Below are 22,725 nucleotides of genomic sequence, written 5' to 3'. Positions count from 1 at the left end.
GGCCTCGATCGGGGGCGCCGGCGTGGTCGGGGCTTCGGACCGGTTGGGGCTTCGGACCGGTTGGGGCTTCGGACCGGTCACGTGCCTGGACGGCAGCAGACTTTTCAGCGGTATGTCTCTCCGACATAACTATGTCGGAGAGACATACCGCTCTCAGGGGCTGGCCAGGGCCCCACGACACACGCCGGGCCGGCGGTGCCGGGACCGCGCGACGCGGAGCGCGCGTTCGGCGAGCCGGACCGCGCCAGCGCCGTGGCGGGCCGCCACCTGGTCGAGGCGGTCCTGGCCGGGTACTACGCGTTCACCGGGCGGATGATCGCCGGGCGCACCCGGCTCACCCGGCCCGCCGGTCGGTCGGGCCAGCGGTCGGGCCGGCGGGCCCGTCCGGGAGGACCCGGAAGACCGGGAGGCCGGCGGCGACCCGGGCGAACTCCGCGAGGGGCGCGTGCCGGTCCACCGGCACATGGGCCCGCGCGCCGGGGGCGAGGGCGAGGTGCCGGCGCAGGATCGGCGACCGGTCGGCCACCGGCACCTCGACCAGCCGGACCGGCTCCCGCCGGCCGTGGCGCAGCACCGCCCGGCCGCCGGCGGCGCGGACGTTGGCCACCCAGTTGGCCCGCTCGCCAAGCATCGCCACCAGGTAGCGCCCGCCGTCGTGGTCGACGACGACCAGCGGTACGGAGACCGTCCGCCCGCTCCGCCGCCCCGGCACCTCGAGCGTCACCCAGTTGCCGGGGGCGATGCCGGCCGCGTACTGCCGGGCGGAGACGAGGTTCAGGAACCGGGCGAGGCCGTTCGGCCGGCCGGTGCGGTACATCCACCGCAGGTGCCGGTACCAGAGGTCGGTGGTCATGGCAGCCTCCTTCCTCCTCCATTGGGGACCGGACCCGGGGCGGCCGGAAGGGCAGGAAGTCCCGCCCAGGCGGGCCGCCCGGCCGCGGGCGGTCGGGGCGAGGGTGAGCCGCGCCACCGGCGGACAGTGGCCCCGACCGCTGCCGGCCCGGCCGGCCACGGCGCAGGATGTGGTGGGGCGCGGTGACGGGAGGCGACGATGGCGTGGTGGCGCAGGGCACGGCCCGGCCGGCCGGGCGGGTCCGACGCCCGCCCGCGAGCCGCCGCCGCGGCCCGGGACGCCGCCGGGCGGCTGCGGCGGGGGTGGCTGCCCGTCGTGGAGGCCACCCTCGCGGCCACCGTCGCCTGGATCCTCGCCACCCGGCTGGTCGGCCACCCGCAGCCGTTCTTCGCCCCGGCCGCCGCCCTGATCGTGCTGGGCCAGGCCCGGGGCCAGCGGATGCGCCGGGCCGTCGAGGTGGTGCTCGGGGTGGCCGCCGGAGTGCTCGTCGCCGATCTGGTGGTGCAGGCGCTCGGCCCGCGGACCAGCTGGACGGTCTTCACCGTCATCCTGCTCACCGTGGCCCTGGCGGTGGCGATCGGCGCCAGTTCGGTGACCGCGGTGCAGGCCGCCGTCTCCGCCCTCTACCTGGTGGTCGTCGCGCCGCCGACGGAGGGCCTGGTCCCGTTCCGGTTCGTCGACGCGCTGATCGGCGGCGGTGTCGCCCTGGTCGCGAGCCAGCTCATCGACGCCCGCCGGCCGTTCGCCCCGCTGGTCGCCGAGTTCCGGCACACCTTCGAGGAACTGGCCGGGGTGCTCGACGAGATCGCCGCCGCGCTCGACCGCGCCGACGACGCGGCGGCGCTGGCCGCGCTGGAGCGGGCGCGGCACGCCGACGCCAGGGTGGAGCGGCTGCGCGGCGCGGTGCGGGCCGCGGGCGAGGCGCTCCGGCTCAACCTGCGCCGCCGGGAGCACCTGGGCCGGCTCCGCTCGGTGGAGGGCTCGATCCGGCAGATCGACTACGCGGTCCGCAACGTGCGCGTCCTCGCCCGCGCCGCGGTCACCCTCACCCGCGGCGCCGCGCCGGTCCCGGCCGACCTGGGCGGCGCCGTGCGTACCCTCGGCGCGGCGGTTCGGTCGGCCGGGGACGCGCTCGCCGCCGACCTCGCCGGCCAGGACGAGATCGCCGACACCCACGCCGCGCGGGCGGACGTCGCCGCGCTGGAGGCGGTCCGGGCCGCGGGCCGGCTCTTCACCCCGGGCCAGACCCTGCCCCTCGCGATGATCATCGGACAGATCCGGGCCGCCGCCATCGACCTGCTGCGCGGGGTCGGCGTGGACGACGACGCGACCGTGCTCAGCCGGGTCGACGCGGCGGTCACCGGTCCCGACGCCTGAGCCGGTCAGCCGACCAGCCAGTCCACCGCGCGCCGCCGGATCTCCGCCGGCACCTCGTGTCCGTCGGGGAACTCGGCGTACTCCACCGGGTAGCCGAGGGTGTGCAGGCGGGGGACCAGCCGCCGACTGCACACGTCCACCGGCAGCACCCGGTCGGCCGCGCCGTGCGAGACGAACACGCGCGGCCGGCCGTGGGTGACCAGGGGCGCCGCGAAGCCGGGGGAGAAGGCCACCACCGCGTCGACCAGGTCGCCGTTGGTCAGCCCCAGGGAGAGGGCGTACGAGGCGCCGTCGGAGAAGCCGCCGAACGTCACCCCGTGCACCGGGTAGGTGCCGAGGGCCTCCGCCAGCAGCGCGTCGATCCGGGCGACGTCCGGGCCGTAGCCCTCGGCGATCAGGTCCCAGGTGCTCGCGGTGGCCTGCGGGGCGAGCAGCAGCAGCCGGTGCGCGTCGGCGAGCGGCAGCAGCAGGTCCAGGCCCTGCTCGGCCGACCCGCCCGCGCCGTGCAGCAGCACCACCAGCCGGTACGGCCCGTCGCCCGGCGGGACGTGCCGCAGCCCCGGCCGACCGCCCCACGGGTCGGCCAGCGGGGACGTTCCGGGGGGAGCGGCCTGCGCCACCACGGTCGCGCGGGCGCTCAGCCGACCGTGCCGGTGCCCCTCCTCGGGCCGCCGGTGCGGTGCCGCGGGCTCGGTCATCCCGTCCTCGCCCCCTCGTCGTCGGTCGGGCAGTCGGCAACCACCCGGGTGCGGCTGTCGGGTCGCCGGCGCTTACCCGGCTCCCGCCACTCCAACCGCACCGGTCAGGCGCTCTCCCGGGCGACCAGCGTCGAGGGGAAGAAGGTGACGGGTTCCGCCCGGCGCTCGTGCAGCACGGCGGTGGCCGCGGCGGTGGCGATCCGGGCGACCGGGTGGGTGGCGGTGGTCAGCGGCGGGCTGCTCACCGCCGCGTACGGGATGTCGTCGAAACCGGCGACCGCCACGTCGTGCGGCACCTGGACACCGCGCCCGCGCAGCGCGGCGATCGCGCCCAGCGCGGTGGCGTCACTGGCCGCGTAGATGGCGTCGGTGTCGGGCCAGCGGTCGAGCACCTCCAGGGCGGCCCGGCCGCCCCGGGCGGCGGTGAAGTCGCCCCGCACCACGCGCACCGGCAGCCCGGCCGCCCGCATCAACGACCGGTACGCGGTCACCGACCGCTCGGCGCAGGTGAGCCAGCGCGGGCCGGTGATCATGGCGATCCGCCGGTGCCCGCCGGCGTGCAGGTGCCGCAGCACCGCCTCGGCGCCGCCGGCGTTGTCCACGTCGAAGGAGGGGACGGCGGGCGAGCCGATGCCGATCGAGGCGACCCGGCCCCGCATCGAGGCGGGCACCGCGTCGAGCGCCTCCTGCGTGGTGTTGACCAGCAGCATCCCGGCCACGCTCCGGTCGTCGCCGAGCCGCCGCAGCTCGGACAGGGCCCGCCGGGACAGCCATTCGAGGGTCACGCCGAACCCGTGCGGGGCGCAGACCCGGGCCGCCGCGCTGACCACCCGGTCCACGTACGGGTCGTCGAAGAGGCTGTCGTCGCGGCCCACGACGGCCACCACGAGGCGGACGCCGCCGCCGCGTACGAGGGCCCGGGCGGCGGTGTTCGGCACGTAGCCGAGCCGGTCGGCGGCGGCCGCGACCCGGTCCCGGGCGTCCGGGGAGGCGAAGCCGTAGCCGCCGAGCACCCGGGACGCGGTGGCGCGGGACACCCCGGCGGCCCGGGCGACGTCGTCGAGGGTGGCGGATCGTGTCGTCGGCGTGCCCATGTCCGCATCATGCCCGGTACGGCCCGGTCAAGGTAAGGGGTGGCCGGTCTTGTGCTGATAGCGCTCTCAGGTGTGCGATGGCTGCCGGATCATTCGGGGGAGAGGACCGCGACACGGTGAGCAGCACCATCGACACGCCGGCCGTCGACCGGCCGGCCGTGCCGCGGCCGGTCCTGACCGCCCGCAACGGCGTGACCGCGGTCTTCGCCCTCAACGGGCTCGCCGTGGCCACCTGGTTCTCCCGGGTGCCCGCGGTCCGTGAGGCGCTCGGGCTCAGCGCCGGGCGGCTCGGCCTGCTGCTGCTGGCCATGTCGGCCGGCGCCCTGGTGGCCATGTCCACCGCCGGCCTGGTCACCCTGCGGCTCGGCCCCGCCCGGACGGTGGCGGTGTCGACCGTGCTGGTCGCGCTCGGCCTCACCGGCGCCGGCCTCTCCGCCGGACTGGCCGGCTCGCTGGTCGGCGTGGCGGTGGGGCTCTTCGCCCTCGGGTACGGCTCCGGCGCCTGCGACGTGGCGATGAACGTCGAGGGCGCGGCGGTGGAGAAGCGGCTCGGCCGCACGATCATGCCCCGGTTCCACGCCGCCTGGAGTCTCGGCTCGGTGGCCGGGGCCGGCCTCGGCGCCGGAGCGGCCCGGCTGGGCGTACCGGTGGGGTGGCACCTGTCCACGGTCGCGGCGGTGGTCCTGGCCGGCACGCTGCTCGGCGTCCGGGCCTTCCTGCCCGCCCCGGCCGAGCCGGCCGGTCCGGCCGACCCGGCGGCCGGCCGGCGCGCGCTGCTGGCCACCTGGCGCGAACCGCGCACCCTGCTGATCGGCCTGTTCGTGCTGGTGATGGCGTTCACCGAGGGCAGCGCCAACGACTGGCTGGCGGTCGCGTTCGTCGACGGGTACGGGGTGAGCGAGGCGGTCGGCGCCGCCGTCTTCGGCGTCTTCGTGGTCGGCATGACGCTCGGGCGCACCGCCGGCACCGTGGCCATCGACCGCTGGGGGCGGGTACGGGTGCTGTTCGGCACCATCGGGCTGGCCGCCGTCGGGGCCACCCTCGCGGTGCTGGCCGGCTCCGGCCCGGTCGCGGTGGTCGGCGTGGCGCTGTGGGGGATCGGGGCGTCGCTCGGCTTCCCGGTGGGCATGAGTGCCGCCGCCGACGACGAGGACCGGGCGCCGGCCCGGGTCAGCGTCGTCGCGATGATCGGCTACACCGCCTTCCTCGGCGGCCCGCCGCTGCTCGGCTTCCTCGGCGACCGCCTGGGCATCCTGTCCGCCCTCGGGCTGGTGCCGCTGCTCCTGCTGCCCACCCTCGCCCTGGTCCCGGTGCTCCGCCCACCGGCCCGCTGACCCGCCGGCCCTCGCGGCCCCCGGCCCCAGCCGTCTCCCACCCGGCTCGCAGCCGGTTGCCAGGTACGGGTGGTGCACTGGGAGGACGCCGAGGAGAGGAGGCGGCCATGGGCTGGTTCAGCCGCCGGGCCACCGACCCGACCACCCCGACCAAGCTCGACCGCGAGGCGAACCGGGACGACCTCGCCGCCCTGGAGACCTTCGTGACCAGCCGCCGGGGGGTCGAGTTCTACCTGGAACCGGAGACCACGGCGACCGACACCACCGTCGTCGCCATCGCCCACGACGGCGAGTGGATCCGCCGCCGTACCGGCTCGCCCCGGACCGCGGCCAAGATCGCCCACCGGCACGCGGTGCCGCTGTACGAGGCCGCCCGCACCGGCTACCCGGAGCGGATGCGGGCCTGGAACCGGGCCCACCCGGAGCGGCGCGCCCGCTGACCCCGGGCCGGGGCGGTCAACCGAACGCGGCGGCGAGCTCGTCGTCGTACACGGCGAGCGGGCGGCCGTCCGTGCCGTACGCGACCAGCCGGCCGTGGCTCATCGTCGCCGACCGGAACGAGAAGATGCGGGATCCGGGGAAGGCGGAGAGCAGCGGGATGCCCCGGGGCGCCCCGCCGGGCGCGGAGTAGTACTCCAGGCGGGCCACCCGCGGCGAGACCACCCCGTTGACCCGTACCTTGGTCGCCTCGACGGCCGTGCCGAAGGTGACCGGGCCATCCCCGCCGTACGCGGCGCACGCCGCCGGCGAACGGCAGACGAAGAAGTACCGGGGGTTGGCCACGTCCGCCAGGGAGTAGGCCTTGAAGGTGGATCGGCACCGGCCGGCAGCGGCTGCACGGCGAAGAACGCCAGCGTCGCGGCGGCCGCCACGCCCACCCGCAGCCAGGCCCGCCCGACGCCGGGTCGCCGGGTCGCGGCCACCGCGACGCCGCCGAACCCGGCCAGGCAGAGCGCGCAGACCCCGAGGGCGCGGGCGTTCTCCAGCAGGAACTGCACGCCGGGGCGGCGGTCCCGCATCGACCGAGGATAGGCCCGCCGGTCGGGGCGCGGGGGGCGGTCCGGTCCCCGCCGGGCGGCCGCCGGCCGGCTGCCGCCCGGGTCGGCCGCCCGTTGGGCGGTGGCCGCATCGTCGGCCGGTGCCGGCGGGCGCCCCGGCCGGGTTCCGCCCCCCTGACCTGGCAGGAGAGCCGGTACGGGCGTACGGTGTGCGGCATCGCCCGGCGCGACGCGGCGTCGGGAGGAGTCGCGCAGGAGGCACCCGTGCAGGACCGCACCCCTCGTCCCGAGGAGCTGGAGCCCGTCGAGCGGATCAGCGTCGACGAGTTGCGGGCCCGGCAACTGGAGCGGCTGCGCTGGTCCCTGCGGCACGCGTACGACAACGTGCCGCACTACCGAAGCGCGTTCGCCGCGGCCGACGTGCACCCCGACGACCTGCGCGAGCTGGCCGACCTGGCCCGCTTCCCGTTCACCGGCAAGGCCGAGCTGCGGGAGAACTACCCGTTCGGGATGTTCGCGGTGCCCCGGGAGCGGATCGCCCGGCTGCACGCCTCCTCCGGCACCACCGGCCGGCCCACCGTGGTCGGCTACACCCGGGACGACGTGCGGACCTGGGCCCGGCTGATGGCCCGGTCGATCCGGGCCGCCGGCGGCCGGCCCGGCGACCGGGTGCACGTGGCGTACGGCTACGGCCTCTTCACCGGCGGACTCGGCGCGCACTACGGCGCCGAGGAGCTCGGCTGCACCGTCATCCCGGTCTCCGGTGGCATGACCGAGCGGCAGGCCATGCTGATCCGCGACTTCGCGCCGGAGGTCATCATGGTCACCCCCAGCTACATGCTGGCCATCGTGGACGAGCTGGAACGCCAGGGCATCGACCCGAAGACCACCTCGCTCCAGGTGGGCATCTTCGGCGCCGAGCCGTGGACCGAGGACATGCGCCGCGAGATGGAGCAGCGCCTGGACATGCACGCGGTGGACATCTACGGGCTGTCCGAGGTGATGGGCCCCGGGGTGGCGGTCGAGTGCGTGGAGACCAAGGACGGCCTGCACCTGTGGGAGGACCACTTCTATCCGGAGATCATCGACCCGGTGACCGGCGCGGTGCTGCCCGACGGCGAGCAGGGCGAACTGGTGCTCACCTCGCTCACCAAGGAGGCGATGCCGGTGGTCCGCTACCGCACCCGCGACCTGACCCGGCTGCTGCCCGGCACCGCCCGGACCATGCGCCGGATCGAGAAGATCACCGGCCGGACCGACGACATGATGATCGTGCGCGGGGTGAACGTCTTCCCCACCCAGATCGAGGAGCTGATCCTGCGTACCCCGGCGCTGTCGCCGCACTTCCAGTGCGTGCTGGACCGGCAGGGCCGGATGGACACCCTCACCGTCAAGGTGGAGCGCCGGCCCGGCGTCGCCGAGGACGAGGCGGAGCGCGCCGGGGCGGCCCTGGTGCAGCAGGTCAAGAGCACCATCGGGGTGAGCGTGGCGGTGCAGGTCATCGAACCGGACGGGGTGGAACGGTCGATGGGCAAGATGCGCCGGATCGTGGACCAGCGGCGGGGGCGCTGAGGTGGGGGAGCGCGACGGCCGCCGTACCGCGGCGCACGACATGTTCGACGCCGACGTGGCGTCCAAGGGGCTCGGCATCGAGCTGGTCTCGGCCGCTGACGGCGCGGCGGTGGCCCGGATGCGGGTCACCCCGGCCATGCTGAACGGCCACGCCATCGGTCACGGCGGCTTCGTCTTCCTGCTCGCCGACACCGCCTTCGCGCTGGCCTGCAACAGCCACGGCCCGGCCGCCGTCGCCGCCGGCGGCGAGATCAGCTTCCTCCGCCCGGTCCGCGAGGGTGACCTGCTGGAGGCCCGGGCCGCCGAGCGGGTCCGCTACGGCCGCAGCGGCATCTACGACGTCACGGTCTGGCGGGACGACGAGGTGGTCGCCGAGTTCCGCGGCCGCAGCCGCACCATCGCCCGCGACTGACCCCGGGTCCGGCGCGCCCGGTCGGCCCTGTCGGTGGGGTGCGTCAGGATCGCACGATGGCACACATCCTGCTGTTGCACTCGGTCTACGGGCTGCGGCCCGCCGTGCTCGCCGCCGCCGAGCGGTTCCGCGCCGTCGGCCATCAGGTCACCACCCCCGACCTGTACGGCGTGCCCGCCACGGACTCCGTGGAGCAGGGCTTCGCCCTGTTCGAGAAGGTCGGCCGGGACACCGTCCTCGACCGGGCCCGCGCCGCGGCGGCGGAGCTGCCCGCCGAGACCGTGCTGGCCGGCTTCTCGATGGGCGCCGGGGTGGCCGGGGCGCTGCTCGCCGAGCGCCCGGCGGCGGCCGCCCTGCTCCTGCTGCACGGCACCGGTGGAGCGCCGGAGTCGGTCCGGCCCGGGCTGCCGGTCCAGCTGCACCTCGCCGACCCCGACGAGTACGAGCCGGACGACGAGGTCGCGCAGTGGCGGCAGGCGATGACCGCCGCAGGCGCGGAAATGTCCGTGCACCGCTACCCGGGCCCCGGGCACCTCTACACCGACCCCGACCTGCCCGACCACCAGGCGCTGGCGGCCGCGCTGACCTGGGACCGGGCGCTGGCCTTTCTGGCCGGCCGCTGACCGGCGCCGGCCGTTCTCGCCGGCCGCTGACCGGCGGCGGCTCGACGCCGTGGCCGGAGTGGCCCCGTGCCCGCTCCGGCCACGGCGTCGGGTCAGGCCGCGGCGAGCGCCGGCGGCCCGGTCTCGGATGTCCGGGCTGATCGACCTCCCCGCGGAAGCCTCGCGAGCGCGGGTCCCGCTCTCCGCTCCCGGCGCGCGGCTGGACCGGCCGGCGCACCCGCGATCGGCCCGGCCGGGCCGCCTTGCTGGACCCGCTCTGCCGCAGGTCGTGCCGACCCGTGCCGGGGACGGGCCGGGTTGCCGCACGTCGCGTCGCTCGGAGTCGGCGATGGGCCGGGCTGCGGCACGTCCGGCCGTCGCGCCCCCGCGGGCAGCGCCGACCCGGTCATGTCCTGTCCGGCCGGGCCGGTCCGGCGGGGACCGGGGATCTCGACCGGGTGCCCCGGCCGGACCGACCCGGGCGGTGCCGGGTCGGGGGCGCGCGGCGCCAGGGGGCGACGGTGCGCCTCGACGAGCGGCGGCCGGTCCGGTCGACCGCGGACCGGACAGCTCGGCCGATCCGGCGGACCGCCGACCGGCACGGGGGCCGGGCCACGACCGTGCGGCGCGAGCAGCACCAGCGAGACCTCTCCGTGGTCACCGGCACGTCGGCGCGGCACCGGCGCCGGTCCGCGGTGGCGACGCGTCCGGCCGCCGTCAACCGCCGCGCCGAGCGGGAGAGGCAGGACGGTGCCGGCCGGTCCCGGCGTCGCGGTGACTCCGGCCGGATCCGGCCCGACGGCTGCCGCCGTCGTGCCGACGACCGCCGGGTGCGCGCCGGCGGCCGGGTGCGTGCTGGTGGCGGGGTGCGTGCCGGCGGCAAGGTGCGCGCTGGTGGTGGGGTCCGCCGTCGGGCGAGTGCCGGCGACGGTCGGGTGCCCGGTCGCGCCGGCCCGGGGGATGCCCGTGGCGGCCGGGTGGGTCTGCCCCGCGAGCGGACGCGGGCGGGTGCTGCCGTCCATGCCGGACGGGTGCGTGCCGGGCTGCTGCCGGGCCGCGCGGGTCGCCATGGACGGCCGGGCCCGGCGGGTGAATTCCGCCCGCAGCGTCCGGGGCAGCCGGTGCCGCGCCACCCGGGCCACGGTGGGCTCGGTGACGGCGTACCGGTCGCGTCCGGTCCGGCGCAACACGCCGACCTCGACCAGGCCGCGCAGCACCGGCTCGGCCCGGCCCGCCGCCCAGCCCAGCAGCCGCTCGACGGTGTCGGCGGTGAAGTCCGTTCCGTGCGCCGCGCCGGCCATCAGCACGGCCCGTTGCGGCCCGTCCAACCGGTCCAGCCGGGCGTCGACCATCTGGCGGACCACGTCGGGCACCGGCCCGGCCGGGTCGCCGCCGGCGTTCACGGCCCGCACGTACGCCCGGGCGACGGCCGGGTTGCCGGCGGTCAGCGGCAGCAGCTCCCGGGCCAGCGCGGCCGGCCGGCCGGCCCGGTCCAGCAGGTGCCGCAGCAGCCGTCCGGTGTCCACCGTGCTCAGCGGGGCCAGCGGTACCCGGCGGCGTCGGCCGGCGGCCCCGGCCAGCAGGTCGGCCCAGCCGGGACCGTGGGTCGCCACCACCGCGAGGGGCAGCTGTCGCTCGGTCGCGGCGGCGAAGAGCCGGTGCAGGAACCGGTTCAGCGGTGGGGCCGCCCGGTCCAGGTCGTCCACGGCCACCACCAGCGGCCGGCCGGCCGCCAGGTCGAGGAGGACCTCCCGCCACACCTCGGCCCCGCGGGCCGCCGCCCCGGCGTCCTCGGGCGCCGCCACGAAGTCGGCCAGGGCGTGCGCCGCCGCGCCGCGCCGGGCCGGCGGCAGCAGCCCGTCCAGCGCGGTGGCCAGCCGCCGCCGTACCGTGCCGGCGGGGTCCGTGTCGTGGACCCCGGCGAAGGCGCGGACCATCTGCGCCAGCGGTGCCAACTCCCCACGGGGGTACGGCGGGCACTGCGCCACGCACCAGCGCACCGCGACACCGTCCACGGTCGACACCGCGCGGGCCAGCTCGTGCAGCAGCCGGCTGCGCCCACTGCCCGCCGGGCCGGCGAGCGACACCCAGCGGGGCCGGCGCTCCCGTACCGCGCGGGCGATCTCGCCGCCGGCGGTGGCCAGCTCCCGCCGCCGGCCGACGAACGGACCCTGGTGGCCGGCCGGCCCGGGCCGGCCCAGGCCGGTGACCCGCCAGACATCCAGCGGCTGCGCCTTGCCGGCCACCGACATCGCGGCGAGGGGGCGCAGCTCGAGCAGGCCGGCGACAGCCTGCCGGGTGGCCGCGCAGACCACCACCCCACCCGCCGGGGCGTATGCCTGCAACCGGGCCGCGGTGGTGATCACCGCGCCGCTGGCCGCGCCGTGCCCCCCGTCCCGGGTGGCGGCCAGCTCCACCAGGGCCTCCCCGGTCGCCACCCCGACCCGGACCCGCAGCCGGGGCCCGGCCGGCGCCCGCCGGTCCAGCGCCTCCTGGATCTCCAGCCCGGCCCGCACCGCCCGGTACGCGTCGAAGCCGTCCGAGTGCTGGGCCCCGAACAGGGCCATTACCGCGTCGCCGATGTACTTCTCCACCACGCCGTTCCACCGGCGCAGCACCCCCGCCACGGTGCTGAAGTACCCGCGCTGCAGCGCCCGGACGTCCTCCGGGTCGAGCCGCTCGACCAAGCCGGTCGAGCCGACGATGTCGACGAAGAGCACGCTGAGCGTCCGTCTCTCCTCCGGCACCGGCCAGCGCGCGACTGCTTCCCGACTCCCCACGGTCGTGGTCACTGGCATCGCACCCACCCTTTCCCCCGGTCCGGTGCCTGACGACCTCTGGAGACTTGCACCACCGGTACGTCGGGGGATCGGTAGGACGACGTATGTCGACCATGCGCAACCTTTAGTCGCAATGTCGACGCGAGGAGTACCACTAGGGCCCTGAGGCCGTAGAACGGTGCGGGAACCTGTGGCTAGGCTGCGTGCCATGGCCAGCGATGTGGACACCGCGCCGCTCGTCGGCCGTGCCGACACCATGGCGGCGCTCCGGTCGGCACTCCTCGACGACGTGGCCCCCGGGCACACCGCGGCGGTCTTCCTCACCGGCGAGAGCGGGGTGGGCAAGACCCGGCTGCTGGCCGAGCTGAGCGGCCGGCTGCGGCGCGTCGGCGCCCTGGTGCTGACCGGCTCCTGCCTGGACATCGGCGACGCCTCCCCGCTGCACCCGGTGCGGCAGGCGCTGCGCCGTCTCGACGCCGAGCTGACCGAGGCCCGCACCTCCTCGGTCGTCCGCGGCCTGCTCCAGGTCTTCGACCAGGAGACCCCGGGGCCGGACGGCGCAGGCGCGCTGCTGGAGCGGGTCTCCCAGGGGTTGCACCTGGTCGCGGCCGGGCGGCCGCTGGTCCTGGTCCTGGACGACCTCCAGTGGGTCGACCGCAGCACCCGCCAGCTCCTGCTCTATCTGCTGGCCGGCCTCGGCGACCTGCAACTGTCGGTGCTCGCCGCGGTGCGCGCCGAGTCGTTGCAGGGCGCGCACCCGCTGCGCCGGGTGCTCACCGAGCTGCGCCGGCTGCGCTCGGTCCGGGTGGTCGACCTGGCGCCGCTGGACCGGGCCGGCACGGACGAGCTCGCCGCCGCGATCGTCGGCGGCCCGCTCGCCCCCGAGGCCGCCGACCGGCTGTGGCAGCGCAGCGGCGGCAACCCGTTCGTGGTCGAGGAGCTGGCCCGCGACCTGCGCGACGGCCGCGACGACCTGTCCGACACGCTGCGCGAGGTCTTCCTGGCCCGGGTCGACGCCCTGCCGCAGCACGCGCACGCGGTGGTGCACGCGATCGCGGCCGGCGTCGAACCGGTCGAGCACTGGCTGCTGGCCCAGGTGGTGCGGTTGCCGGAGGAGGAGTTGATCGAGGCGGTGCGGGCGGCGGTGGCGCACCGGCTGCTGGTCGGTGCCGACGAGGGCTACCGGCTGCGCCACCGTCTGGTGGCCGAGGTGCTGGCGCACGAGCTGCTGCCGGCCGAGCGGGCCGCGCTGCACCGGCGCTACGCCGAGGCGCTGACCTCGGCCACCGCCGAGCTGCACCAGGCCCGGCTGGCGCACCACTGGCGGCTGGCGGGGGAGCCCGGCCGGGCGCTGCCCGCGGCGATGGCCGCCGCGCGCGAGGCCGAGCGGCTGCACGGGTACGCGGAGGCGCACCGCCACTGGTCGGCGGCGTTGCAGCTGGCGGCCGCCCCGGCCGCCGTCCCGGCCGACGTCGAGCGGCCGCCGCCCGTCGAGGTGGACCGGGTCGACCTGCTGCAGCACGCGGCGGAGGCGGCGCACCACTGCGGCGAGCACGCCCGGGCGCTGGACCTGCTGGCCGAGCTGGCGCGGGACCCGGCCGGCCCGCCCGCCTGCGCCCTGCACATCCGGCGGGCCCGCTACCTGGCCGCCGCCGGCCGCTCCGCGCCGGCCGAGGCGGAATACCGGCGGGCGCTGGAGTCACCGGACTGCACGCCGCGGGAGCGGGCCACCGCCGCCGCCCACCTGGCCGAGCTGCTGCTGCACCTGGGTCGGTACGCCGAGGCCGGTGAGCAGGCCCGGGAGGCGCTCCAACTCGCCACGGAGGTGCCCGGTTCCACTTCGGAGGTGGTGCTGGCCAGCGCCGCGCTCGGTTACAGCGAGGCGTGGCTGGAGGACCCGGAGGCCGGGCTGGCCGTGATGCGCCGGGCCCTGGAGACCGCCGAGCGCTCCGGCCGGCCGGAGGACGTGGCCTGCGCGTACCTGCACCTGGCGGAGCTGCTGACCGGGCCGCTGAACATCCTCGAGGAGGGGGTGGTGGTGGCCCGCCGGGGTGCTGAGCGGGTGGCCGAGCTGGGGCTGGGCCGCACCTGGGAGACCCGGTTGCTGGCCATCGCCACGAACGGGCTGTTCCGGGTCGGGCAGTGGGCGGAGGCGGAGAAGGTGGTGGCCGCCGCGTTGCGGCACCGCCCGTCCGGCGCGGACGCGGTGGAGTTGCTGCTCGCCCGCTGCCGGCTGTCGGTCGGCTACGGCGACATCGAGGCCTCCGACCGGGACCTGGAGGCGGTGGCCACCATGCTGGCCGGCGGCGGCGCTCGGCACGTGCTGCCCATGCTCATCCTGCGGGCCGGCCTGGCCATGTGGCAGGGCCGGCACGACGTCGCCCGTCAGGCGGTCCAACGTGGTCTGACCGAGAGCCGCTCGGACGATGTCATCGTGCTGGCCACCCTCGCCTGGCACGGGTTGCGCGCGGAGGCGGAGGCGCACGCCAGCCGGACCATGGCGGTGGACCCGACGGCGGTGCGCCGGTTGCGTGAGGTGGTCGACCGGGTGACCCGCAAGAGCGAGCGGGCCGGCGCGCCGGTGCGGTACGTGGCGGACGGGTTCCTGGCGCTCTGCGCGGCGGAGCTGAGCCGGCTCGACGACCATGGCGACCCGGAGCTGTGGGCCCGGTCGGCCGCCGAGTGGGACCTGCGCAACCACCCCTATCCGGCCGCCTATTCGCGGCTGCGCCAGGCCGAGGCGCTGCTGGTCCGGCGCCGCCGCCCGGCCACCGCGGCCCGGCTGCTCACCGAGGCGTACCGGATGGCGCAGGCGTTGGGCGCGGTGCCGCTGAGCTCGGAGATCCGTACCCTGGCCGGGCGGGCCCGGGTGACGCTGGAGGAGCGTACCGCCGCCGACCCGCGTCCGGCCCCCCGGCAACGGACGGCCGCTCCCGCCGCCGCCCCGGCGGTGGACGAGTTGGCCACGCTGACCGCCCGGGAGCGGGAGGTGCTCGCCGCGGTCGCGGAGGGACTGACCAACAAGGAGATCGGCCAGCGGCTGTTCATCAGCGAGCGGACCATCGGGGTGCACGTGTCGCACATCTTCGACAAGCTCCAGGTCCGCACCCGGGTCCAGGCCAGCGCGATCTTCCTGCGCCACGGGCCGGAGTAGGCGCGGTCGCGCGAATACGTCGTTCTACTGATCCGGCCGACGTACGCCGGCTGACAGGCTGTCCGAGGTGCCGGCGCCGTCGGGGAGTGCGCCGGCCACTGTGGAGGAAAGATGACCGAACCGGTCTGGGGTCCTGTGCACCAGGACATCGTCGGGTTGCTCGCCGACCACCCCGCCGACGTGCCGGCGGTCGTCGACCATCTCACCAAGCTGCAGGATCTGCTGGTCCGGCTGCCTCCACTGGAGGCCAGCTGCCCGCTCGCGGACTTCAACAAGCTCTACCTGGTGATCACCACCACGGTGCTCGACGGCCTCTACGACGACCGGTTCGTGGACCCGGTCTTCCTGGCCCGGCTGGACGTGGAGTTCGCCGCCCGGTACTTCGACGCGCTGCGCTTCTGGACCGAGTCCAGCCCGAGCACGCCGAAGGCGTGGTCCTGCCTGTTCAAGCGGATGCGCGGCCCGGACGCCCGGCCGCTGCCGTCGGCTGCCGCCGGGGTGAACGCCCACATCAACTACGACCTGCCGTTCGCCCTGGTGACCACGCTGGAGAGCCTGGAGTCCGAGCCGGTCGACGGCAGCGACCAGCACCGCGACTACCTGGAGATCAACAGGATCTTCGCCGAGCGGATCCCCGAGCTGCGCCGGGGCTACCTGGACCACTGGCAGCTCATGATCGACATGGTCAACGGCGACATCGACGACTGGTACCAGGGCGAGCTGGTGGAGTACACCCGCAACGTGGCCTGGCGCAACGCGCAGAAGATCTGGCGCTGCCGGCACGACCCGGAGGCCCGCGAGTGTGAGCGGACGCGGCTGGACGACAACGCCGCGCTGCTCGGCCGGCTGCTGCTGTCGCCGCTGGGGGCGTTCCTGCAGTAGCCGGGACGGGGGGTCCCCGCGTTCCCTCGTCCGGGGGGAACGCGGGGACGCCGCCCCGCCGCCCGGGTGCGAGGATGGGCCGGTGGAGCAGCCGCTGGTGGGCAACGTGACCGCCGGCGTGGTGCGGGTCGGCGACACCGTCCGGCGGCCGGCCGGCCCGTGGACCGACGCCGTCGACGCCCTGCTCGCCCACCTGCACGCGGTGGGCTTCGCCGGCGCGCCCCGGCCGTTCGGCCGCGACGAGCGGGGCCGCCAGGTGCTGGAGTACGTCCCGGGGGAGCTGGGCGACCCGCGCGGCACGTACACCCGGGCGGAGTTGGCGTCGATCGGCGCGTTCCTGGCCGACCTGCACCGGGCGACCGCCACCTTCGTGCCCCCGCCCGGTGCGGTGTGGCAGCGGGTCATCCCGCCGGACGGCGAGGAGCTGATCTGCCATCACGACGCCGCGCCGTGGAACCTGGTCCGGTCCGCCCGCGGCTGGGTGCTGATCGACTGGGACGGCGCAGGGCCGGGCACCCGCGGCTGGGAGTTGGCGTACGCGGCGCAGAGCATGGCCGGGCTGCGCCCGGATCGCCCCCTCGACGAGTCCGCCGCCCGGCTGCGCGTCTTCGTCGACGGCTACGGCCTGCCGGCGGCGGACCGGCCCGCCCTGGCCGCCCTGCTCGGCCCGCGCGCCCGAGCCATGTCGGACCTGCTGCGCCGGGGCGCCCGGGACGGGGTGCAGCCGTGGGCGCGGATCCACGCGCAGGACGGCCCCTACTGGCGGGCCATCGCCGACCTGCTCGACGCGCAGGTGGACCGGTGGACCGCCGCGCTGGCCTGACTCAGCCGCGCCGGGACCGGCTCCGGTACGCCGCCGCGGCGGCCCGGTTGTTGCACAGCTCGCAGCAGTACCGCTGCCGGCCCGCCCGGGTCCGGTCCAGGTAGGGCGCCCGGCAGGGATCGGCCGCGCAGACCCCGAACCGGTCCGCCCCGCCGGTCGTCGCGGCCCGGGCGAGCGCCCCGGTGACCGTGGCGGCGAACGGTCCGATCGGTGCGGCTCGGGGCAGCGGGGTCAGCCGCAGGTCGCCCTCCGGGGTGGACTCGACCACGGTGCCCGCGCTGACCTCCGTTAGCACCTCGTTGAGGGTGGCCACCCGGGCGGCCGGATCGGGCGCGGCGAAGACCTGGTAGAGCCGCTCCCGCAGGTCCCGCAGCCGGGGCAGGTCCGCCTCGCCGAGCGGGTCGGTGACCTCGGCGAGGCCGAGCTCGCGACCGGTGGCCCGCAGCCGGGTCACCGAGAGCTGGTCGACCGGATCCTGGAGCACCCAGTAGCTGTGCAGCAGCGCGATGGCCAGCCGCAGCGCGGGTTCCAGGGGTGGCACCGCACTCATCCGGGCCCGTTCCGCCGTCCGGTTGCCGACACGTCCGCCGTACCTCCCGCCTTGACCGCTCGCCGCCGGCCATCCTACCGTCATCATCTGTAAAACGCGTTTAAAAACCTATGGAGGTGTGTGATGCGACGTCTGCGCGTACTCGTGTCCACCGCGGTGCTGTTGGTGACCGGCGCGCTCGTCGGTCCGGGCGGGGCACGGGCGGAGGCGCCCGCCCAGGCCGCCGCCGGGGGGCATCCCGACGCCGTGGTGGTCCGGGACATCGAGATCCCGGTGCCCGGGCAGCCGTCCGTGCGGGCCTGGCTGGTGCGCCCGCAGCGCACGGGCGGCGGGCTGGCCGGTGTGCTGGGCCTGCACTGGTTCGAACCGGGCCGGGCCAGCCAGGACCGGACCGAGTTCCTCGCCGAGGCGACCGCGTTGGCCGGGCGCGGGGTGGTCGCCGTGCTGCCCCAGCTCACCTTCCCGTGGGCCGGCGACCCGGTCGGCGACGCCCGGGACCGCGCCGCGGTGACCGCCCAGCTCGACGCGGTGCGGCAGGCGTACCGGCGGCTGCTCGCCGAGCCCGGCGTGGACCGGACCCGCACCGCCGTGGTCGGCCACGACTACGGCGCCATGTACGCCGCGGGCCTGGCCGCCGGGGAGCCCGGGCTGCGGACCGCCGTGCTCCTCGCGCCGGACACCACCTGGGCGAACTGGTTCGACCTGTACTGGCTCCAGCTGCCCGAGGCGCAGCGGGCCGCCTACCGCGCCGTGTTCGCCGGACTCGACCCGGTGGACCTGGCGGGGCGGCTCGGCGCCGGGGCGTACCTCCAGTTCGCCGCCGCGGACCGGTTCGTCGGCCCGGACACCCGCGCCGCCTTCGCCGCGGCCGCACCGCGGGCCCGGGTCTCGCTCTATCCGGGCGAGGAGCACGACCTCGGCGCCGCCCTGGTCCGCGACGACCGGATCGCCTGGCTCGCCGACCGCCTGGACCTGCGCGGATGACCCGAGGAGAAGGGGGCCGGCCGGCCCGGGGGGTGCCGGCCGGCCCCGGTGGGCGGGGTGGCGGCTGGGCCGGTCCGGGCTGACCGGGTGTCGGACCGGCCCCGCCGGGTACGTCGCCGCCATGGCCCACGACGACCCCGCCGGAGCCGGCCCGAACCGCCGCTTCGCGTTCCGCTTCGACCCGGCGTTCCGGCTGCCCCTGGCCCTGCTCGGGATACGCCCGGAGACCGCCCGGGTCGAGCTGGGCCCCGACGAGCTGGTCGTCCGGTTCGGCCCGTGGCTGCTGCGTACCGCCCGCGGCAACGTCACCGGGGCGGAACTCGGCGGCCCGTACCGCTGGTGGCGGGCGATCGGGCCGCGCCTGTCCCTGGCCGACGGCGGGGTGACCTTCGGCAGCAGTGTGGCCGCCGGGGTCTGCCTCCGCTTCGCCACCCCGGTGCCGGCCCTGGCACCCGGCCCCTGGCCGCGCCACCCGGCCGTCACGGTGACCGTGACCGACCCCGAGGCACTGCGGGAGGCCGTGCGTACGCCCCCCGGCTGAGCCCGGCCGGCGCGGCCCGATCCGCCACGCGGCCTGCGGCATGTTGCGGTTTTCGGCCCACCGGATACCGCAACATGCCGCGACCCGCACGGGCGCGGCCCTACGGTCGGGGCAGGGCCTGAAGGGGTGCAGATGGCGGACGGGCGGGACGGGGGGCAGCCCCGGCGCGGGCGGGGGCGGCGCAACCAGGCGCAGACCGCCGCCGCGGACCGGGCGCTGCGGGCGGCGCGCGACCCGGAACACGGCCACCGGACGGGGCCGGGGCCGGTCGGGGTGCCCGCGTGCGTGGACACCCCGGCCCGCCCGGCCGAGCCGACGCGCCCGCTGGCCCGGTGGCTCTTCCAGCACCGGGTGCAGGCGGTCGGCCCGGAGACCCGCGAGCACCAGGCCCCCGCGCACCCGTGGTGGCAGGTGATGTGCCTGACCGGCGTCGACTACTTCTCCACCCTGTCCTACCTGCCCGGCATCGCCGCGGTCGCGGCCGGGGCGCTCTCCCCGCTGGCGACCCTGCTGATCGTGGCGCTGACCCTGTTCGGCATGCTGCCGATGTACCGGCGGGTGGCCCGGGAGAGCCCGCACGGCCAGGGGTCGGTCGCCATGCTGGAACGGCTGCTGCCGTTCTGGCGCGGCAAGATCTTCGTGCTGCTGCTGCTCGGCTTCGTGGCCACCTCGTGGATCATCACGATCACCCTGTCCGCCGCCGACGCCACCGTCCACCTGCTGGAGAACCCGGTCCTGCCGGAGTCCTTCCCGCACGGCGGCACCGCCGCCGTGCTGGTGACGGTCGTGCTGCTGCTGATCCTGGGCGGGGTGTTCCTGATGGGGTTCAGCGAGGCGGTGCAGGTGGCCATCCCGCTGGTCGCGGTCTTCCTCGCGCTGAACGCGGTGATCGTGCTCGCCGGCCTGGCCGAGGTCGTCGCCGACCCGGGGACGGTCGGCGACTGGACCGGCCGGCTCACCGGGCTCGGCGGGGTCGGCGATGTGCTGCGTACCAGCGTGCTCGCTTTCCCGCTGCTGGTGCTCGGGCTGTCCGGCTTCGAGACCGGGGTGAGCATGATGCCGCTGGTGAAGGGCGACGGCCCGGACCCGGAGGCACGGCTGTGGGCCCGCATCCACAACACCCGCAGGCTGCTCGCCACCGCGGCGCTGATCATGTCCGTCTACCTCATCGCCACCACGTTCGTCACCACCGTGCTGATCCCGCCAGAGGAGTTCCAGCCCGGCGGGGCCGCCAACGGGCGGGCCCTCGCGTGGCTGGCGCACGAGCACCTGGGCGAGGGGTTCGGCACGGTCTACGACATCAGCAGCATCCTGATCCTCTGGTTCGCCGGGGCGTCCGCGATGGCCGGTCTGATCAACATCGTGCCCCGCTACCTGCCCGCGTACGGCATGGCTCCGGAGTGGGGGCGGGCGGTCCGCCCGGTGGTGCTGGTCTACACCGCGATCAGCATCGCCATCACGGTCGCCTTCCGGGCCGACGTCAACGCCCAGGCCGGGGCGTACGCCACCGGGATCCTGGCGATGATGGTCTCCGCCTCGATCGCGGTGACCATCGCGGCGTACGCCTCCCGGCACCGGCTGGCCGGGGTGGGCTTCGCGGTGCTCACCGTGGTGCTCCTCTACGCCCTCACCGAGAACGTCGTCGCGAAGCCCGACGGCATCGCCATCTCCGGCCTGTTCATCGCGGGCATCATCGCCGTCTCGCTGATCTCCCGGGTGTCCCGGACCACCGAGTTGCGGGCCGAGCGGATCGAGTTCGACGAGCCGGCCCGCAGGTTCATCGCCGACTCGATCGCCCACGACGGCCGGCTGCACCTGATCGCCAACAAGCGGCAGCGCGGCTCGGTGAAGGAGTACCGGGTCAAGGAGCGGGCGCAGCGCGGCATGAACCCGGTGCCCGGCGCCGCCGACGTGCTCTTCCTGGAGATCGACGTCTCGGATCCGTCGCAGTTCAGCGGGGTGCTGCGGGTACACGGGGTGGAATCCGGCGGCTACCGGATCCTGCGCGCCAGCAGCGCGGCCGCGCCGAACGCCATCGCCGCCATCCTGCTGGCCCTGCGGGACGCCACCGGGATCCGGCCGCACTGCCACTTCGAGTGGTCCGAGGGCAACCCGATCGCACACCTGCTGCGCTACCTGATCCTCGGCCGCGGCGACACCCCGCCGGTGGTCCGCGAGATCATCCGCAAGTCCGAGCCGGATCCCACCCGCCGCCCCGGCATCCACGTCGGCGGCTGAGCGCCGCGCCGGCTCAGCCCGGGGCTTCACCGCCAGGCCCGCCCGACAAACGCCGGAAACCGCGACCGCCGGCGGCGCCCGGGTGGGGCCGGACACGACAGGGCCCGCGCCGCGGGGGAGCGGGCGCGGGCCGGAGGGCGGGGGGACCTACTTGGACGGCTCGGGAAGCTTGCAGTCCACCTTGGGGTTGGCGCCGATGTAGTTCAGCGGGCCGGCCACGATGGTGACCAGGATGGTGCCCGCCTCGGCACAGTTCTTGTCGTCGTTGCTGTAGTAGCCGCGCTGGCCGGCGGCGATAGCGCCGATGATGAGCCAGATGACGACCAGGACGCCGACTATCGAGGTGCCGCGCATTAGGTTGCCTCCACGGGTAGTGGTGGATTCGAGGTGCAGGCGTGATACCCAGAACGGGTGTCCGGTCAAACGGCGCGCGGCGGCCGGCGCGGCTGATTCCGACCATGCCGGGCGGTCAGTGCGGCGGGGCGGGCTCCTCCGGCGGCCGCCCCCGGCTGCGCAGGTGGTCGGCGATCGCCACGCCGGCCAGCACCAGCATGGCGCCGAGCGCGGTGTAGATCGGCGCGAGGAACAGCCCGGCCGGCGCGATGGTGAGCAGCGCCAGCAGCCCGCCGGGGCGGGAGAGGGAGACCCGGCTGAACACCTCGTACTCGAAGGCGGCGCGACCGGCGAGGAACATCGCCGGCCCGCCGAGGATGACCGCCAGCCAGGCCGGTGGGGTGTGCCCGATCGGATGGAGCAGCACCAGGTCGAAGCCCGCGGCCGAGGTCACCACCCCGGCCACCAGCAGCAGGTGGGTGTACGGCGCGGTGTTCAGGAACCGGTTCGGCTGCTTCGACCGGGCGATGGCGTGCGGTAGCAGCTCCCCGGATTTGTGGACGTAGATCCGCCAGAGCAGCAGCGTGGTGCCGAAGGCGATGGTGAAGGCGCCGATGTTCTCGACCTCGGAGTGGTGCAGGCTGAAGACGGTGCCGGTGACCAGTATGGCGTCGCCCAGGGCGATGATGAAGAACTGCTGGTAGCGCTCGGAGAGATGCTCGGCGGTGACGTTGCGCTGGGCGTCCGGCACGACGCCGAGGCCGGGCACCGGATAGGCCAGCCGGAAGCCCAGGTAGTCGATCGCCAGGGCCAGCGTCCAGAGCCACTCCCGGGCGTGGCCGTGGGCCAGGGCCCCACCGACCAGCCACGGCACCGACGAGACGGCGAACCAGACGAAGATCCGGGCCGCGCGTCGCTGGGTCTGCCGGTGGCGGCGGACGGCCGGCATGAGGTACAGCCCGCGTCCGATATGGATCGCCACGTACGTCCCGGCGAAGACCAACCCGCGGGCGGCGAAGGCCTCGGGGATGGCGGTGGTCATCAGCAACGCCCCGAACATCACCGCGACGATCAGGACCTTGATCTGCGGGCGCTGCGGATCGTACATGTCGGTGACCAGGGTGGTGATCGCCCAGGTCCACCACATCGCCATCAGGATGATCAGGGACTGGAAGGCGCGTTCCCAGCTCAGGTCGGTGATCATCCCGCGGGAGATGAGGGAGAGCGCGACCACGTACACCAGGTCGAAGAAGAGCTCCAGCAGGGTCACCCGTCGGGGCGACTCCGGGTCACGAACCGGAAGCCGGCCGGCGGGTGGCTCCGGTGCGGCGAAGGGCACGAGCTGCTCCTGCGGTGGCGGGATCGGCGCGGCGGGCCCTCGGGCCCTTCATCGACCGTAGCGACGGCCACGCCTGGTCGTGTCCGATTCGCGCTTTCCCGCCCGTTGCCGAGTCGCCGGCAGGGCCGCCGGTGGACCGCAGGGGCGGCGGCGTGGGCCGC

General features: G+C 76.1%; 20 protein-coding genes. 12 read left to right on the top strand and 8 right to left on the bottom strand.

Annotated elements, in window-relative coordinates:
- Positions 1-334: 334 nt before the first annotated feature.
- The gene (locus tag EFE23_RS19545) at positions 335-853 is read right to left on the bottom strand and encodes a nitroreductase/quinone reductase family protein (protein ID WP_123242386.1); all 519 of its coding nucleotides are present in this window, start codon (positions 851-853) and stop codon (positions 335-337) included.
- A 198-nt stretch (positions 854-1,051) separates the two neighbouring features.
- Between EFE23_RS19545 and EFE23_RS19540 the strand changes: the two genes are divergently transcribed.
- Positions 1,052-2,230, top strand: a complete 1,179-nt coding sequence (locus EFE23_RS19540; RefSeq protein ID WP_123242385.1) for an FUSC family protein — start codon at positions 1,052-1,054, stop codon at positions 2,228-2,230.
- A gap of 5 nt (positions 2,231-2,235) precedes the next feature.
- Here EFE23_RS19540 and EFE23_RS19535 read toward each other — a convergent pair whose 3' ends face one another.
- Positions 2,236-2,928: an alpha/beta hydrolase gene (locus tag EFE23_RS19535; RefSeq protein WP_123242384.1), complete on the bottom strand. Its 693-nt coding sequence runs from the start codon at positions 2,926-2,928 to the stop codon at positions 2,236-2,238.
- A 104-nt stretch (positions 2,929-3,032) separates the two neighbouring features.
- A complete protein-coding gene (locus EFE23_RS19530) occupies positions 3,033-4,022 on the bottom strand; it encodes a LacI family DNA-binding transcriptional regulator (RefSeq protein ID WP_123242383.1) in 990 nt (329 codons plus the stop codon).
- Between the two features lie 77 nt (positions 4,023-4,099).
- Between EFE23_RS19530 and EFE23_RS19525 the strand changes: the two genes are divergently transcribed.
- Both EFE23_RS19525 and EFE23_RS19520 read left to right on the top strand, forming a co-directional pair.
- Positions 4,100-5,356: an MFS transporter gene (locus EFE23_RS19525; RefSeq protein ID WP_123242382.1), complete on the top strand. Its 1,257-nt coding sequence runs from the start codon at positions 4,100-4,102 to the stop codon at positions 5,354-5,356.
- 107 nt (positions 5,357-5,463) lie between these two features.
- Positions 5,464-5,796: a hypothetical protein gene (locus EFE23_RS19520; protein WP_123242381.1), complete on the top strand. Its 333-nt coding sequence runs from the start codon at positions 5,464-5,466 to the stop codon at positions 5,794-5,796.
- 16 nt (positions 5,797-5,812) lie between these two features.
- Here the strand turns inward: EFE23_RS19520 and EFE23_RS19515 are convergent, their stop codons facing one another.
- Entirely contained in the window at positions 5,813-6,139 is a 327-nt protein-coding gene (locus EFE23_RS19515; protein WP_123242380.1) for a hypothetical protein, read from the bottom strand.
- A 479-nt stretch (positions 6,140-6,618) separates the two neighbouring features.
- Here EFE23_RS19515 and paaK point away from each other — a divergent pair, with 479 nt between their 5' ends.
- From paaK to EFE23_RS19500, 3 genes are read left to right on the top strand one after another with little or no spacing between them, the layout of a single operon-like run.
- A complete protein-coding gene (paaK, locus tag EFE23_RS19510) occupies positions 6,619-7,926 on the top strand; it encodes a phenylacetate--CoA ligase PaaK (protein WP_123242379.1) in 1,308 nt (435 codons plus the stop codon).
- Between the two features lie 40 nt (positions 7,927-7,966).
- On the top strand, positions 7,967-8,338 hold the full coding sequence (gene paaI, locus EFE23_RS19505; RefSeq protein WP_123242399.1) for a hydroxyphenylacetyl-CoA thioesterase PaaI: 372 nt from the start codon (positions 7,967-7,969) through the stop codon (positions 8,336-8,338).
- Positions 8,339-8,394: 56 nt separating this feature from the next.
- Positions 8,395-8,961, top strand: a complete 567-nt coding sequence (locus EFE23_RS19500; RefSeq protein WP_123242378.1) for a dienelactone hydrolase family protein — start codon at positions 8,395-8,397, stop codon at positions 8,959-8,961.
- A gap of 92 nt (positions 8,962-9,053) precedes the next feature.
- On the opposite strand, the gene EFE23_RS28570 is transcribed toward EFE23_RS19500, so the two are convergent.
- On the bottom strand, positions 9,054-11,738 hold the full coding sequence (locus EFE23_RS28570; RefSeq protein ID WP_199737140.1) for an adenylate/guanylate cyclase domain-containing protein: 2,685 nt from the start codon (positions 11,736-11,738) through the stop codon (positions 9,054-9,056).
- 190 nt (positions 11,739-11,928) lie between these two features.
- Between EFE23_RS28570 and EFE23_RS19490 the strand changes: the two genes are divergently transcribed.
- From EFE23_RS19490 to EFE23_RS19480, 3 genes are all read left to right on the top strand, one after another.
- The gene (locus EFE23_RS19490) at positions 11,929-14,874 is read left to right on the top strand and encodes a helix-turn-helix transcriptional regulator (protein ID WP_123242377.1); all 2,946 of its coding nucleotides are present in this window, start codon (positions 11,929-11,931) and stop codon (positions 14,872-14,874) included.
- 111 nt (positions 14,875-14,985) lie between these two features.
- A complete protein-coding gene (locus tag EFE23_RS19485; RefSeq protein ID WP_123242376.1) occupies positions 14,986-15,756 on the top strand; it encodes a DUF5995 family protein in 771 nt (256 codons plus the stop codon).
- An 82-nt stretch (positions 15,757-15,838) separates the two neighbouring features.
- Entirely contained in the window at positions 15,839-16,579 is a 741-nt protein-coding gene (locus EFE23_RS19480) for a phosphotransferase (protein WP_199737139.1), read from the top strand.
- A gap of 1 nt (position 16,580) precedes the next feature.
- Here EFE23_RS19480 and EFE23_RS19475 read toward each other — a convergent pair whose 3' ends face one another.
- Complete coding sequence (locus EFE23_RS19475; protein WP_158675888.1) at positions 16,581-17,129, bottom strand: CGNR zinc finger domain-containing protein; 549 nt, start codon at positions 17,127-17,129, stop codon at positions 16,581-16,583.
- Positions 17,130-17,252: 123 nt separating this feature from the next.
- Here EFE23_RS19475 and EFE23_RS19470 point away from each other — a divergent pair, with 123 nt between their 5' ends.
- The 3 genes from EFE23_RS19470 to EFE23_RS19460 all read left to right on the top strand — a co-directional run bounded on the left by EFE23_RS19470 (position 17,253) and on the right by EFE23_RS19460 (position 20,892).
- A complete protein-coding gene (locus tag EFE23_RS19470) occupies positions 17,253-18,113 on the top strand; it encodes an alpha/beta hydrolase family protein (RefSeq protein WP_148058484.1) in 861 nt (286 codons plus the stop codon).
- Positions 18,114-18,234: 121 nt separating this feature from the next.
- The gene (locus EFE23_RS19465) at positions 18,235-18,654 is read left to right on the top strand and encodes a hypothetical protein (protein WP_123242373.1); all 420 of its coding nucleotides are present in this window, start codon (positions 18,235-18,237) and stop codon (positions 18,652-18,654) included.
- A gap of 132 nt (positions 18,655-18,786) precedes the next feature.
- Positions 18,787-20,892 (top strand): APC family permease, encoded by a 2,106-nt coding sequence (locus EFE23_RS19460; RefSeq protein WP_163599568.1) that lies wholly within the window; start codon positions 18,787-18,789, stop codon positions 20,890-20,892.
- 147 nt (positions 20,893-21,039) lie between these two features.
- Here the strand turns inward: EFE23_RS19460 and EFE23_RS19455 are convergent, their stop codons facing one another.
- Together EFE23_RS19455 and EFE23_RS19450 are read right to left on the bottom strand one after the other, a co-directional pair.
- The gene (locus tag EFE23_RS19455; protein WP_123242372.1) at positions 21,040-21,246 is read right to left on the bottom strand and encodes a hypothetical protein; all 207 of its coding nucleotides are present in this window, start codon (positions 21,244-21,246) and stop codon (positions 21,040-21,042) included.
- A 115-nt stretch (positions 21,247-21,361) separates the two neighbouring features.
- Entirely contained in the window at positions 21,362-22,564 is a 1,203-nt protein-coding gene (locus EFE23_RS19450; RefSeq protein WP_123242371.1) for a low temperature requirement protein A, read from the bottom strand.
- Between the last annotated feature and the right edge of the window lie 161 nt (positions 22,565-22,725).

The organism is Micromonospora solifontis, from assembly GCF_003725545.1.
In the GTDB taxonomy this organism is placed as follows: Bacteria; Actinomycetota; Actinomycetes; order Mycobacteriales; family Micromonosporaceae; genus Micromonospora; species Micromonospora solifontis.
This window is presented reverse-complemented; position numbering and strand designations above follow the sequence as displayed.